Below are 13,113 nucleotides of genomic sequence, written 5' to 3'. Positions count from 1 at the left end.
GACATGACTGAATTCCCTCGTGACGCGATCCTCGTCGTCGTGGAGACCCGGGCTTCCGGTGAACTCGAGAAGGCTGCCCCCGGACTTTTCGGCGCTGCCGCTGCAGCTGGCACGCCGGTTGCCCTGGTACTCGCCTCACCCGGCACCGGGGGCGCCGCCGCCGCGGAGGCCGCGGCCCTTGGTGCTGCGCGCGTACTGATCGCGGAGACTTCGGAGCCTTCCGCTCTGGGAGTGCCGGGCGTTGACGCGCTTGCCGCCGCTGTGGAGCAGGTGCGGCCCGACGCCATCCTGATTTCGCACTCTCTGAATGGGCGCGACCTTGCCGGCCGTTACGCTGCCCGTGCGCGTGCAGCGATTTCCGCCGACGCGATCGGTGTGTCACGGGACGCCGAGGGGGTCGTGGCACACCACTCCGTCTACGGCGGTGCCTACAACGTGACGTCAACGTCCACGTTCGGGGCACCGGTCATTACGGTCCGCCAGGGCTCCATTGAAGCGCGCGCCACGGCCCAGCCGGAAGTGTCGGAGACCCTGACGGTGACGCCCTCCGGGAAGCCGGCCGCCCGGATCGAGTCGTTCGACGAGGCGGTTGTTGCCACCTCGCGGCCGGAGCTGCGCGGTGCCGCGAAGGTTGTCGCCGGCGGCCGCGGCCTCGGATCCGAGGAACAGTTCGCCCTCGTCGGAGAGCTCGCCGACACCCTCGGTGCTGCCATTGGTGCTTCGCGTGCCGCGGTGGATGCAGGCTATATCCCGCAATCGCATCAGGTCGGCCAGACCGGGGTTTCCGTGTCGTCACAGTTGTACATCGCGCTGGGCATTTCCGGCGCGATTCAGCACCGGGCCGGGATGCAGACCGCGAAGACGATCGTCGCCATCAACAAGGATGGGGACGCGCCGATCTTCGAGATCGCCGACTTTGGTGTGGTCGGCGATCTCTTCCAGGTTGTACCCCAGCTGATCAGTGCACTTGAGGCCCGGAAGAAGTAGTGATGGCAACTCTCTCTCGGTCTATTCGGCGGGGCCTGCCGCGCGTCGAAGGCGGTGACCCCTGGCCTCCGCCAGGCCAGGCGCCCGCACACCTTGTCCCGGAAGGAACGGCCGCGGATACGACGGCGGTGTCCGCTCCAGTCGCTACGGTGGACACCGGCGCCGCGATGACGCGGCAGCTTCGCCGCGGACTGCCGCGTGTGCCGGGCGGCGAGCCTTGGCCATCAGCGGGCGAGGCCCCGGCATCAGTGGCGGCGGCTCCGACCGAGACTCCGTCCGGGGCTCCCGCCGCAGGCGCGCCCGCGCCGGCCGCAGCTGCTGCAGCGCAAGCAGCGCAAGCAGCACCCGCGACGACGCCTGTAGCTGCTCCGGTTACCGCACCCGCCACACCGACGACGGGAACCACCTCGCTGCGCCGCGGGCTTCCCCGCGTCCCCGGGGGTGAACCGTGGCCGCCGGCTGGACTTGCTCCGTCGGCCGCCGCCGCCCCTGCGGCACCAGCAGATTCCGAACCCGTGGTCGAAGCCGCTGCCCCGGCTGCCAGCGTGGTGGAGACCGTTGCCGAGACGGAACCTCCGGCAACCGCGAGCGCACCCGCCGTCGTAGCCTCCCCGGCACCGTCCGCCCCGGCACCGGTGGCACGTCCCGCCGCCGTCGAAAAGCCTGTGAAACCAAAGCCTGAGGCAAGACTCTATCGTTCGCGGACCCTGGGCCAGTGGATCAAGCGCGTCGTGCTCCTCGCGGTCGGTGCCATAGCCGCCGCAGCAATTCTGATTCTCGCCGCGCGGGGTGTGACGACACTGCCGGGCGTGCCGGAGTTCCTCGAGAGGTACCCCGGCGAGTATCACCTGCCAGCGACGGCCGAGCCCGGCTTCCCCTGGTGGGCGCAGTGGACACACTTCCTGAACTTCTTCCTGATAGTGCTCATCATCCGCTCCGGCTATCAGGTGCGCACCCAGCAGAAGCCGCCGGCGTTCTGGACGCCGAAGCGCGGTGGCAAAAAGATCAGCATCAACCTGTGGCTGCACCAGTCGCTCGACATCCTGTGGCTGGCCAACGGGCTCATCTTTGTGGTGCTGCTGTTTGCCTCCGGCCACTGGATGCGAATCGTCCCGACCAGCTGGGAGGTGTTCCCGAATGCTCTCTCCGCGCTCCTGCAGTACATGACACTCGACTGGCCCGTTGAGAACGGCTGGGTGAACTACAACAGCCTGCAGCAGCTCATGTACTTCCTCGTGGTGTTCATCGCGGCCCCGCTCGCGGCGATCACGGGTGTGCGCATGAGCGAGTTCTGGCCGAAGAACGCGAAGACGCTGAACAGGATCTACCCGGTGGAGGCTGCGCGCGCGCTTCACTTCCCGACGATGCTGTTCTTCGTGCTGTTCATCCTCATCCACGTGTTCCTGGTGTTCTCGACCGGTGCGCTGCGCAACCTGAACCACATGTTCGGCGGCACCGACGTGGTGAACTGGGTCGGGTTCTGGCTCTTCGCTGCCGCCATCGCCATCACCGCGGCCGCGTGGTACGCCGCCCGCCCGATCGTGCTCGCACCCATCGCGAAGCTCTTCGGCCAGGTGAGCAGCCGGTAGGCGTCCGATCGGGAATGGAACACGCGAAACGCTCTGGATAGCACAGTGGATGAGAGTTCCGGGTGGGGACGGCCTCTGGCGGGCACGGCATCGATCGTGCCCGCCAGTGACAGTTCGCGGGGAGACTACTCCGAGGTGCGTGTGGTCTGCTCTGCAAGGGTGTCCCAGAAGGACGTGTCGGCCGTAGCGATCGAGCCGTCGGCGATGGCCCGGGCCGTCGCATCGAGGGTGACGACGGTCTGCTTGATCAGGTAGCCATTGCTCTTCTGGCCCAGCACCGCAGAATCCCTCGTGTTATCCGACATTCCGCGCATCTCGAACAGGATGGTTGAAATGCCGTACTCCACCGCGATGCCGTTGCGGCTGATCGTCTCGGCGTCCCCGCCGACGTACCTGCCCAGGTGGCCCCAGCCGGTGGAGTCGACGGCGTCGAACACCACGGAGCCCAGGCGCTTGGATCCTTCGAGCACAGCCGGATCGACATTGGGAGTCGTGGGGTAAAGGATCGAGCCCGAAACGAGCTCCCCGTCCCGTTCGCTCTGGGTCCCCTGGTGATGAAGGTCGATCATGTAATCGATGTCGTAGGCACGCATTACATTGTCGTGCAGCGCCTGGGTCTCCGGCTCAAGCTTGTTCACGTGGTCGCGGTTGAGGTCCACGTTGTTCGCGTTGGTCCGCGTCAATGTCCTGCCGCCGTCGGCGATGTAACCATCCAGTGGGAAGTCGACGTCTCCCATGGCACCGTCGGGATTGAGCATGGGCACTACCAGGATGTTCACGCCGTCGAGCAGGCCCTGGGACTTGCCCGTTCCCAGATGCTTGATGAACTCCAGCGCCCCCTCCGTGGTTAGTTGTTCGTTGCCGTGCTGCTGCGTCAGATAGAGGATGGTCGGGTTGTCCGGGTCGGTAATGTACTTCGCCAGGTACAGGTCACGGCCCTTGACCGACTGACCGATCACTTCGAGCTCCAGCGCGGACTGGCGGGCATCCTGCTTCTGCAGTTCAGCGACCACCTCGTCATAGGAGCGCAGAATGGAGGTATTGATGGTCTCGTTGCCACCGTAGTTGGGCCCCTCACCCACAGCAAAGGCCGGGGCGGCGGCGGCCGTTGCACCTGTGGTCAGCAGCACCGCCAGCGAGAGGGCAGCGAATTTCCTGGGCGATTTCATAGGTGTTCCTCCAAGGTGGGGATATTCGATGCCATGAGTCAAGCGCCCCTTTGTTACTTATGTCAAGCAAGTAGTTTTTTCTGTCAAGCAAATACATATCCGTGTCAAGCGACTATCGGATGATGCTCGGTGACTGCATACGGGAAGCATGCCCGGGCGCCCGGCGGATCTCGGTCTTGGTGCCGTAGGGCTAGAGCCAAAAGCAGAATAACCAGCGGTAACCACGGCGAGGAGAAGTCCATGCGCATTGTCATCACCGGAGCCACCGGCCATGTTGGAACGGCTCTCTTGAAGCGTCTCCAGGAAGCCCGTTCGGAGGAGGCCGCCGATCTTGAGCTCGTGGGTGTTGCCCGCCGGGTACCCGAGAAGGATGCGGCCCCGTACCGCGACGTGGAGTGGCACAGCTTAGACGTCGGGGATCCCAGGGACCAGCCGGCATTGGAGAAGGCCTTCGCCGGGGCTGACGCCGTGGTGCACTTGGCCTGGCTGATCCAGCCCAACCATGAACGGGAGCTCCTTCGCCGGACCAACGTGGCGGGAACAGCCCACGTTCTCGCTGCGGCCCGGGCGGCGCATATCGTGTGCGCTTCGTCCGTGGGCGCCTATTCGCCCGCCCCCAAGAACCAGCGGACCAAAGAGGACTGGACGGCAGGCGGCATCAGAGGGTCTCTTTACAGCGTGGACAAGGCCGCGCAGGAAAAACTCTTGGACATTTTCGCCAAGGAGAACCCCGACGTCGTCGTCTCACGGCTACGGCCAGCATTGACGTTCAGCGCCGGGGCCGGCAGCGAGGTGGGCCGCTATTTCCTTGGCAAGGTCCTGCTGCGGCTCGTCCCGCGCAAGCCGCGGTTGCCCCTGCTTCCGCTTCCGAAGGAACTGATTTTTCAGGCAGTCCACGCCGACGACGTTGCAGACGCCTATTGGCGCGTGCTGGAGCGGCGGGCCGAGGGCGCCGTCAACATCGCAGCCGAACCTGTTATCAATCCGAATGCGCTGGGTTGGGTGTTCAACACATGGCGGCTGTTGCCGTTGCCGCTTCCGGTGCTGCGCGCCGCCGTCGAGGTTAGCTGGCGCTTGCGGTTGCAGGCGACCGACGGCGGGTGGATCGACATGGCGGCCGGCGCACCCATCATGGACACCGGGCGGGCGCATGAGCTCCTCGGATGGACGCCACGACGGTCCTCGCTCGAGTCGTTGACCGAAATGCTGGACGGCCTGGGCTCAGGACAGGGCCGGCAGGATGAGCGCCGCACCGGCGTTCGCCGACGTCGCACGCGGCCGGCTACGGCTTTTGCCCCCGCCGCCGTCCGCTGGTTGACCTACTTTCCGTCGTCGTCGATGGCGTCCGGGTCCTCTTCCGGTTCGAACGTGTTGGCCTCCGTGCCCGCGCCGAGCCCCACTCCGTCCTTGGAGTTGGGAATGCTGTCACCCTGGCCAGCGCCCTCAGAACCCGACAGCCGCTGCTCGGTGCCAGAGCCCTCCTCAGGGCGTTCCCGCTCTACGTCTTCCCGGTTCATGTCGGCCTCCTGGATTGATTCGTCGGAAATTCACGCTAGCACCCGGGCCGCGGAACCGTAAGCCCTCCAGGGCCTCCTCCGGAGCGGGCGTGAACTCGCCAGAAAGCGGCTGCGGTACACGTGAAATTCTGGTCAGCTTCTCGACTGACCGCTTTGCCAGGCGCCGAACTGTCATTTTTCCCCGCTACCGCTGCATTCCGGGCAGTGGTACGTTCAGCGTAATCAGGATGTCCAGACGCGGCCCCTTGACCAGCCCGGCTCCTGACATAATCCCAGAAAGCGGAGGCAACGATGCCAACACTAATGATCGTCCACGAAGTCGACGACGTTGAACGCTGGCTCAGCTCACCAAAAAGGGAAGAGGTATTCGGGCCCCTGGGCATCACGGTTCGAACGTTTATCGACCCGGTAAAAAGCCACCGTGTAGGCCTGATCGTCCAAGTCCCCGACATGGAAACGTTCCAGCGGATCATGGAGTCCCCAGAGGCAGCCGAAGCGATGAAGTTCGACGGCGTCCGTCCGGAAACAATGCTGACGCTCGTCGAGCCCTAGGCACCTCCGGGCGCTTGAAGCCCTCGTTCGGGCGCTACGCCGAGCCAACGACAGCTGGAAGTAGTCGCCGTCCAGACCGGACGGCGACGGGACCGGCACGTTCGCCGCAAAACACCCGGCGCGGGGTCAGAATGGCTGCATGAGTTTTACATCCTTCGGCCGCGTACAGACACCCGTCCTGGACATCGGCTACGAGTCTGCCGGTGATCCGGGCGGGACCCCGGTCATCCTCCTGCACGGCTTCCCGTACGACGTCCGAACCTTCGACGACGTCGCTCCGATCCTCGCTGGCCAGGGCGCCTTCGTGCTCGCGCCGTACCTTCGCGGCTTCGGGCCGACGCGTTTCCTCGATGACACGACGATCCGGTCAGGACAACAAGCCGCCCTCGGGCAGGATCTCCTCGACTTCATGGATGCCCTCGACATCGAGCAAGCAGTCGTTGCGGGCTACGACTGGGGCGGCCGGGCGGCGTGCATCGTGGCGGCACTGCACCCCGGACGTGTTGCCGGCCTCGTCACCGTCGGCGGCTACAACATGCACAACCTCGCGCGTTCCGGCGAGCCCGCCAGCCCGGAATGGGAGCGAAGCTACTGGTATCAGTACTATTTCCACTCGGAGCGAGGGCGCCGCGGGCTGGAACGAAACCGGAACGAACTGTGCGAGCTGCTGTGGCGCACCTGGTCGCCCGCCTGGGACGGCGCACAGCAGGCGTTTCCCGCCAGCGCGCCGAGCCTGCACAACCCCGATTTCGTCGACGTCGTCATCCACTCCTACCGCCACCGGTACGGACTGGTCGACGGCGACCCCCGGTACCAGCGGTTCGAGGACCTGATTGCGCAAGAGCCGCGCATCACCGTCCCGACGGTGGTGCTCGAAAGCGGGGACGACGGCGTCGGCGGCCCCGCGGCGGTGGCAACCAGAGACCACTTCACCGGCCCCTACGCCCAAAGCGTCCTTCCGGGCATCGGACACAACGTTCCGCAGGAGAATCCGAAAGCGTTCGCACACGCCGTGGTGAGCCTGTTCGGCTAGGCGCTTCGACGTTGGCAGCTCACCGTGATCAACGCCGAGACCACCGGCTGGTTCGTTTGGAACATGGCGACCTACCCGCTCCGGAAAGCCGTTAATTTGAGCGCCATTCGGGCGGAAGTCCTACTCCTGGAAGGACATCAATGTGCGCGACGTCCTGAACTACGCGCTGCTCCCCGGTGTCTGGAATTATGTGGACGAGTCCCGGTTGTCAACGCACAGCCATGAACGTCGGGCCGGTACGGTTCATCGGCCGGAAGCCCGGAGGTCGTTGCCGGCGGCCGCGGTTTTCGTGTTCGATGGCCGTGCCGTGGCCGCCAGGCATCAGCGGATTGTTGCCAAACACGTTCAGTCAGTCGAGCTGGATCATTACCTGGCGATCTCAAGACCAAACCCGGTGCACTGCCGGTCCACCACCCCGGCTCGGGCGCAGGATTCCGGGTTGCCTCCCGCCGGGTCAACGGGGAGGCGACGGCACGCGTGGGCTTGTTTACGCCCCTGTTGGTCCACCGCTCCATGGACGCCGGCGACAGTGAGGCTGGGATCACCACCGTGCTGGAAATGGGTGCGGTCAGTGCCGGTCGTCGCGGTAGAGGTCCACGAACACACCTCGAACATCCCGCCAGGCATCCTCATCGAAAGGAGAGCATTTCGTGAGCCTGCAGCACCCTCCCCGACGATCACCCCGGTGCTAAGCCGAGGGCGCGGCCTCACCGAGAGGCCACGCGCGCGACTAAATGCTGGGCCGGATCCCCTATTGAATTGATCTCCATACGGAACGTAACGCAACTCACAAAAATTTTGGTTGCCGGGGGACATCAAGGTAATCTTCTTTTGGGTCAGGCAGCCGGCCTCTTCGCGTTTCGTAGAGGGCTATTCCTATGACCGCCAAGCTAAACGTCACGGTCGCCGTTGACCTTGACGCCTTTTCCGTCACTGTTGGTTCTGCCGGCACACTCACCTGCGAGAATGTCCGGGGTCTCATCGCGGTGGTGCGCCGGGCCGAACGCATCCTGCCGGGCTTCGAAGTTATTCTCGATCTAAGCCTGCTGCATGCCGGCTCGCCGGCAGCATTCCGCGCCCTCGGAGAATGTGGGGCCCGGACTCTTCCCCCGCACCCGGTCTACGACCGACGCCCGAACAGCCGAGGCCTCACAGCGAGGCGGGCCGCATGACCCGCCCTCAAAGCCCGGAGCGCCCCGGCCGGGTATTCCTCCAATACTCAAAGTGGCCCCTCGTACCAGCCGAAGACCTCCTGAAGTTGCGCCATGCACTGCTCCTAGGCCAAAAGCTCGGCGGTCCAGACGTCGCCGACGACCTCCTGGCCCTCGTGGATCAAGAGGTCCGCCTGCACGGATTAGCTCCGCCGACGGGCGGCAGTTCCGGCGCCGGCACGGGAACGGAATAAACTTCGCGGATGTGGCCCAGGGATTATCGGGGGTGGGCTACATCCGCGGACACCCTCCGCCCGGCCCCGCCGCGGCGACGGGCCGGTCAGCGGAAGACACCCGCGTCTTGATCGATGCGCCGGCCGCAGCAGGACAGAAGCATAATTCAGGTGTTGTGGTCCTCGCCCCGGGTCCCTACATTGAGGACATGGTAGTTGACGAATTGGCGGAGGATTTCGAGCAGCTGATTGACCTGATAGCCAGCACTGCCGACATAAAATCCGTCCTGGACGGCCTGACCGGGTTCGCGGCCGCCACGATGACCAGCACCACCGGTGTACACATCGAATGTGCGGTGACCTTGCGCAGGCACAAACGCACCGCAACCATTGGCGGCAGCAGCGAAAAGGCCGTCGTCTTGGACAGAATTGAACAGGCCCTGGGCGACGGACCTTGCGTAGACGCACTGGAAGGAGGCGTCCCCGTCCTGCTCGGTGACGTCGCGTCCGATCCGCGCTGGCCCGAATATCGCAGCGCGCTCACCGCCGCCGGTATCAGCAGCGCACTGGGAATCCCCATGGCTGCGGGTGACGGCTGGGGGGCGGTCCTGAACCTTTTCTCCCCTGCCACCGGGCCATTCACCGAGGACGTCGTTGCCGGCGCCATGCTGTTCGCTGAGATGGCCAGCAAGGCCCTGCGTCTTGCCATCAAGATCGCCGCCGCGGACCAGCGCGGTCATGACCTCAAAGCCGCGATGGAAAACAGATCCGTCATCGATCTGGCCTGTGGGATGATCATGGCTCAGAACCGCTGCAGCAAAGACGACGCCTTTGAATTCCTCACCCGCGCCTCCAATGACCGGAACCAAAAGCTTTACGTCATCGCCCAATCCATAGTGGACTCCGTCGCTGGGTCCCCGCAGAAAGCCCCCCACTTCGAAGACTAAACGCCTCATGCCGGGCCGGCTGAACGCGACCTGTCTCATATGGAATCGGGTTGCTCATCAAGGTCGTTGAGGAGCTGCCTGATGCGCCGTTGTGTGCCTTGGTGGCGTTCGACTTCGCGCGGCAAGCCCGGGCAGGAGAGCATTAGTTCGCATTCGGAGGGTTCTTCGGCAGGGAGCCGAAGGCAGTGCCCGAGTTCGGGTTCGGCCTTGAGGAAGTTGGTTTGCAGCCAGTGGATGGCCTGGTCGTCGAGGCGTCCGTCCATGAGCGCTTCGGCTACCGGATCGGCGATGCGGTTTCCCGAGGCGAACGCGTTTTCGTCCTGCCTTCGGACTTCGGGATCGGAGATTCCCCGGCAAAAACCTGCCGTCAGCAGTGCGCGAGCTCCAGACGGTTATCAGCAAGCGCAAGTTCATCGGCGAGGCAATGCGCTTCGTCCCCTCGCTCGAGGGTGCGTCCATCGTTCCCGGCACGCGGGGTGTACGCGCCCAGGCGATGAACGGGGACGGGTCGCTTGTGGATGAATTTGTGATTGGCTGCCGCCAGGACCTGGTCCTTGTCCGCAACGCACCCTCCCCCGGCCGGATGCCGCGACGGCTCGGCCGCGGCGTCCGGCAGGGTCTCCTCAGCGGAAGGCCGGAATCCCGGTGATGTGGTTGCCCAGGATCAGCGTGTGTACCTCGTCCGTTCCCTCGTAGGTGCGCACGCTTTCGAGGTTGTTGGCGTGGCGCAGGGGGGAGTAGTCCAGGGTGATGCCGTTGCCGCCGAGCATGGCGCGGGCATCGCGGCAGATCTTGATCGCTTCGCGGCAGTTGTTCAGCTTGCCCACGGAGATCTGGTGCGGCTGGAGGACACCGGCGTCCTTCAGCCGGCCCAACTGCAGGGCCAGGAGCGTGCCCTTGTTGATCTCCAGTGCCATGTTGACGAGTTTCTCCTGGGTCAGCTGGTAGCCGGCGAGCGGCTTACCGAACTGCATGCGCTGCTGCGAGTAGTCCCGGGCCGTGAGGTAGCTGTCACGTGCCGCTCCCATGGCACCCCAGATGATGCCGTACCGGGCCTCGTTGAGGCACTCGAACGGGCCGCGGAGGCCCTTGGCGTTGGGCAGCATGGCACTCGCCGGCAACCGGATGTCCGTCAGTTCGATATCGCACTGAATGGAAGCGCGCATGGAGAGTTTCTGCTGGATGGGCGTGGCCTTGAAGCCGGGGGTGTCGGTGGGGACGACGAAGCCGCGGACGCCGTCGTCGGTCATGGCCCAGATGATGGCCACCTGCGCCACTGAGGCCAGCCCGATCCAGCGCTTGCTGCCATTAAGGATCCAGTCGTCGCCGTCGCGCTTTGCGAAGGTCAGCATGTTTCCGGGGTCGGATCCGGCGGAGGGCTCGGTGAGGCCGAAGCAGCCGATGGCTGTTCCGGCGGCCATGCGCGGAAGCCACTCGAGCTTCTGCTCTTCCGATCCGTGCTTGGCGATGGCGCTCATGGCCAGCGAACCCTGGACGCTGACAAACGTCCGCAGACCCGAGTCGCCGGCCTCCAGCTCCAGGGCGGCCAGGCCATACTCCACCGAGCTCCGGCCGGGGCATCCGTAGCCCTTGATGTGCATGCCGAGCAGGCCCAGCTCCGCCATGCGCGGGACAATCTCCAGCGGGAACTCCGCGCGCTCGTACCAGTCGGCGATATTCGGTTTGATGTCGGAGTCCACGAATCCGCGGACTTTCTCGCGCACGGCGAGTTCCTCCGGCGTGAGCAGTGTTTCGATGCCAATGAGGTCTGAAGTGTCGGTCATGGTTCTACTTTCCGGTGGGTGTGCTTTGGAGGGCCGAGCGGTTGTTCCGCTCCGCAAAGGTCGCGCCGCTGTGTTCGCCGAGCAGCGGCGGCAGCCGCCGGTACGTGGCGGGCGTTTCCGAGAGCCGGATGGGGTTGGCGACCTGTCGGGAGGTCCGGGGGCTGGACCCGTCCGCGATCTCCACCACGGGCTCCAGCCCCAGGTCGGCCGCCAGCTGGATCGCTTCCACGATGGAGTTGACCTTCCCGGCCGGAACGCCCGCCTCGCTGAGCCGTCCCGACCATTCCACTGCCGGCTTTTTCCGAAGCTGCTCCTCCAGCAATGCCTTCAGCTCATCCCGGTGGGCCACCCTGTTCGAGTTTCCGCGGAACCTGCTGTCATCTGATAATTCGGGAACGCCCAGCACCCGGGTCAGGGAGGCAAACTGCTTGTCCGTTCCGACGGCCAGGGCGAGGGGCGCGTCCGCGGTCCGCAGCGTCTCGTACGGCGCAATGCTGGGGTGAGCGTTGCCCATGCGCTGCGGGGATTCGCCGGTGGCCAGGGTGCTGGATGCCTGGTTGACGAGTCCGGCAAGCAGCGAGGACAGCAGGTTGACGTCGACCCGCTGGCCCCTGCCGGTCCGGTCGCGGCTTCGCAGCGCGGCCAGGATGCCCACCACCGCGTTTTGGCCGGTCACCACGTCCACCAGCGCCACCCCCACCTTGCTTGGTTCGGACTCCGGGGATCCGGTGACGCTCATCAGTCCCCCCACGGCCTGGACCAGGAGGTCGTATCCGGGCAGGTGCGCCCCACCCTTGCTGCCAAATCCGGTGATGGAGCAGTAGACCAGGTCCGGGCGCTCCGCCCGGAGGGTTTCATAGTCCAGGCCGAACCGCTGCATGACGCCGGGCCGGAAATTCTCAATAACGACGTCGGCGGTCCGCGCTATGTCCAGCGCCTGCGCGCGTCCTTCCTCGGTGCGCAGGTCGCACACGACCGAGCGCTTGTTCCGGTTGACGCTGGAGAAGTACGTGCCCGCGCCGTGTTCGTCCACGGGCGGCACCCAGGCCCGGGTGTCGTCCCCGGCCGGGCTCTCGACCTTGATCACGTCGGCGCCGAAATCAGCGAGCATCATGGTGGCAAAGGGTCCGGCGAGGACCCGGGAAAAATCCGCCACGGTGATTCCGTCCAGGGGTGCGGCGGCGGGAGGGCCATGAGGGAAAGATTGTGTGCTGTTCAACGAGCGTCAGCTCCTTCGGTTGTGGTTCTGCGGCCTCAGCTGGAGGCGGTCACAGGATTACTAAGGGTCCCGAGCCCCGTTACGCGGCATTCGGCGACATCCCCCGGTTCGATGTGGACTGCTCCGGGCGTTCCCGTGGAGATGATGTCACCGGGGAAGAGCGGCATGACCTTGCTGTGGAAACTGATCAGGTACGCCGGGTCGTAGCGCATGTGCGACACCGTATTGCTGCGGCGCACCTCGCCGTTGACCACGGTGGATACCGTGACCTCGGCCAGCGAGCCGGCGGCATCCTCCACCTCGGCGAGGGGCACGATCCGGGGGCCGAAGGAAAAGAATCCCGGAAAGTTCTTGGAGCGGGTGAGGAACCGCGGATTGCGCTGCAGGATGTCCTCCGCCGTCTGGTCCAGTACCGGTACGACTCCGGCCAGGTAGGACAGCGCCTCCTCTGGCTCGACATTGCGGCAGTACCGGCCGATCACGACGGCGATCTCCGCTTCGGTGGTGGTGCGCTGGCTCTGCTCCGGGATCGGAATATTCTCGTCCGGGCCGATGACCGTGTGGTCGCCTTTGATGAACGAGGCAGGCTCGTCGGGCACCGCCTCGGTGAGGTCGGAGGCGTGCTCCACATAATTCAGGCCGATCCCCCACAGCATGCGGGGATGACGGTAGGGGGCGCCGTAGGTGAGGTGCTCCGGATCGCGGAAGACGGCGTCGTCGGCGTTGGCTGCGGCCGTTTCCAGTTCCCCGAGCAGGTCTCCGGTGAGGACGTCGAGGATGTCGCCGGTGAAGCCCGGGAGCAGGTCGCGGACCAGCGCGGCACCGCGTTGCGGGTGGACGACGGCCGCCTCTTCGCTGGCCTGCCCGGGGTTGGCGGTGTCGGGGGTGGATCCCTCGCGGATCGCGCAGAGATGAAGGATGCGGGATGTCAT

12 protein-coding genes and 2 pseudogenes are annotated in these 13,113 nt (G+C 65.3%); 9 read left to right on the top strand and 5 right to left on the bottom strand.

The features are described 5' to 3' along the window. Window positions 1-3 precede the first annotated feature (3 nt). Window positions 4-987, top strand: coding sequence for an electron transfer flavoprotein subunit alpha/FixB family protein (locus ABIB29_RS18205; protein WP_354174217.1), 984 nt, complete (start codon window positions 4-6; stop codon window positions 985-987). A 515-nt stretch (window positions 988-1,502) separates the two neighbouring features. Beyond that, window positions 1,503-2,576, top strand: a complete 1,074-nt coding sequence (locus ABIB29_RS18200; protein ID WP_354174216.1) for a cytochrome b/b6 domain-containing protein — start codon at window positions 1,503-1,505, stop codon at window positions 2,574-2,576. Window positions 2,577-2,701: 125 nt separating this feature from the next. Here ABIB29_RS18200 and ABIB29_RS18195 read toward each other — a convergent pair whose 3' ends face one another. Continuing rightward, complete coding sequence (locus ABIB29_RS18195; RefSeq protein ID WP_354174215.1) at window positions 2,702-3,745, bottom strand: M14 family zinc carboxypeptidase; 1,044 nt, start codon at window positions 3,743-3,745, stop codon at window positions 2,702-2,704. Window positions 3,746-3,985: 240 nt separating this feature from the next. Between ABIB29_RS18195 and ABIB29_RS18190 the strand changes: the two are divergent. The 6 genes and pseudogenes from ABIB29_RS18190 to ABIB29_RS18170 all read left to right on the top strand — a co-directional run. Continuing rightward, window positions 3,986-4,981 (top strand): annotated as a pseudogene (locus tag ABIB29_RS18190) (NAD-dependent epimerase/dehydratase family protein); the annotation flags it as partial. 572 nt (window positions 4,982-5,553) lie between these two features. Further along, window positions 5,554-5,814, top strand: a complete 261-nt coding sequence (locus ABIB29_RS18185) for a hypothetical protein (RefSeq protein ID WP_354174213.1) — start codon at window positions 5,554-5,556, stop codon at window positions 5,812-5,814. Between the two features lie 139 nt (window positions 5,815-5,953). After that, window positions 5,954-6,847, top strand: coding sequence for an alpha/beta fold hydrolase (locus tag ABIB29_RS18180; RefSeq protein WP_354174211.1), 894 nt, complete (start codon window positions 5,954-5,956; stop codon window positions 6,845-6,847). Between the two features lie 21 nt (window positions 6,848-6,868). Then, a pseudogene (locus ABIB29_RS20000) lies at window positions 6,869-6,955 on the top strand (flavin reductase family protein); the annotation flags it as partial. A gap of 770 nt (window positions 6,956-7,725) precedes the next feature. Beyond that, a complete protein-coding gene (locus ABIB29_RS18175; RefSeq protein ID WP_354174210.1) occupies window positions 7,726-8,019 on the top strand; it encodes a hypothetical protein in 294 nt (97 codons plus the stop codon). 421 nt (window positions 8,020-8,440) lie between these two features. Beyond that, window positions 8,441-9,178, top strand: coding sequence for an ANTAR domain-containing protein (locus tag ABIB29_RS18170; protein ID WP_354174208.1), 738 nt, complete (start codon window positions 8,441-8,443; stop codon window positions 9,176-9,178). A 35-nt stretch (window positions 9,179-9,213) separates the two neighbouring features. Here the strand turns inward: ABIB29_RS18170 and ABIB29_RS18165 are convergent, their stop codons facing one another. Then, entirely contained in the window at window positions 9,214-9,441 is a 228-nt protein-coding gene (locus ABIB29_RS18165) for a hypothetical protein (RefSeq protein ID WP_354174206.1), read from the bottom strand. Between the two features lie 110 nt (window positions 9,442-9,551). Here ABIB29_RS18165 and ABIB29_RS18160 point away from each other — a divergent pair, with 110 nt between their 5' ends. Continuing rightward, window positions 9,552-9,827: a hypothetical protein gene (locus tag ABIB29_RS18160; RefSeq protein WP_354174204.1), complete on the top strand. Its 276-nt coding sequence runs from the start codon at window positions 9,552-9,554 to the stop codon at window positions 9,825-9,827. Here the strand turns inward: ABIB29_RS18160 and ABIB29_RS18155 are convergent. From ABIB29_RS18155 to ABIB29_RS18145, 3 genes are all read right to left on the bottom strand, one after another. Further along, on the bottom strand, window positions 9,802-10,962 hold the full coding sequence (locus ABIB29_RS18155) for an acyl-CoA dehydrogenase family protein (RefSeq protein WP_354174203.1): 1,161 nt from the start codon (window positions 10,960-10,962) through the stop codon (window positions 9,802-9,804). The two genes, ABIB29_RS18160 and ABIB29_RS18155, sit on opposite strands and share 26 nt — an antisense overlap. A gap of 4 nt (window positions 10,963-10,966) precedes the next feature. Further along, window positions 10,967-12,118, bottom strand: coding sequence for a CaiB/BaiF CoA transferase family protein (locus tag ABIB29_RS18150; RefSeq protein WP_502915649.1), 1,152 nt, complete (start codon window positions 12,116-12,118; stop codon window positions 10,967-10,969). Window positions 12,119-12,216: 98 nt separating this feature from the next. Next, a complete protein-coding gene (locus ABIB29_RS18145; protein WP_354174200.1) occupies window positions 12,217-13,113 on the bottom strand; it encodes a fumarylacetoacetate hydrolase family protein in 897 nt (298 codons plus the stop codon).

The organism is Arthrobacter sp. UYEF36, assembly GCF_040547025.1.
In the GTDB taxonomy this organism is placed as follows: domain Bacteria; phylum Actinomycetota; class Actinomycetes; order Actinomycetales; family Micrococcaceae; genus Arthrobacter.
Note: the sequence above shows the minus strand (reverse complement) of the source record. Positions and strands in the feature narration are given on the sequence as shown.